Origin of the sequence: Caballeronia sp. BR00000012568055, assembly GCF_029439455.1 — a bacterium.
Classification (GTDB): Bacteria; Pseudomonadota; Gammaproteobacteria; order Burkholderiales; family Burkholderiaceae; genus Caballeronia.
This window is the reverse complement of sequence record NZ_JAQFVG010000175.1, coordinates 1-876: the sequence shown is the minus strand read 5'-3', so window position 1 is coordinate 876 and position 876 is coordinate 1. Positions and strand designations below refer to the sequence as shown.

The window sequence follows — 876 nt, the reverse complement described above, 5'->3', positions numbered from 1 at the left end:
ATCTCAGTCACTTATGCATTGACCGGTGCGATCGTTGCGGAGATGTTTACATCGAACGTCGGTCTGGGCTACCTGGTTTCTTACTACGCCAATCAGTTCGATACCTCGAGTCTTTTCGCGACTCTCGCAGTTACCACCGCGTTGGGGTTACTGCTCAATGCGTTCGTGGTTCTTATTGAGAAGCGACTTCTCCGATGGCGCCCCGTTGAAGGAGCTTGATCCCACGACAGGCGTAGCTAAAACGCAACTTCAACTAGATTTCAGGAGACTATAGGTGGGCGCAAACAATCGACCAATTTCTCGACGGCAATTGCTAGGCTTGACGGTTGCCGGCGCGGCGAGCCTCGTCGTGCCGGGTATAAGCCACGGACGCCCGCAAGATCACGTGACACTGCTCATGGGAAGTGGCGGCCCTCTAATCGCATGGGCTCCAACCTTTGTCGCCGGAGCGCTGGGATACTACAAGGACGAGGGCCTAACCATTGAGCGTATCTACACCCGAAGCGGCCCTGCTGGTATGACGGCTCTCGTTTCTGGTGCAGGAGACGCGTACTACACTGCTCCCGGAGAGTTGCTGGCAGCCACGGTCAGGGGTCAGCAATTCAAGATCGTGATGGCACAAAGTGTGTATCAGGACCTTTATTTTATTATCTCGAACGACTACGCGAAAAAGCACGGCATCACGGCTGCGACGCCCTTCGAACGCCGGCTCTCCACGGCAAAAAGCTTTAAGGGTATTCGTATTGGAGTGTCCGCGCCAGGTAGCGTCACCGACTATTGCGCGAGAAAAGTCCTTTCTCAAATCAATATCAGCCCCAGCGATGCCTCGATTGTCCCCTTACAATCAACCGAGAACACCATTGCCGCGATCGGAAA

Annotated in this window: 2 protein-coding genes; both read left to right on the top strand. The window is 54.5% G+C overall.

Annotated elements, in window-relative coordinates:
- The coding region (locus P7F28_RS09570; RefSeq protein WP_277184268.1) for an ABC transporter permease at positions 1-219 on the top strand (219 nt) is incomplete at its 5' end.
- 55 nt (positions 220-274) lie between these two features.
- Positions 275-876 (top strand): ABC transporter substrate-binding protein (locus P7F28_RS09565; RefSeq protein WP_277184267.1); only part of this gene is annotated, 602 nt, incomplete at its 3' end.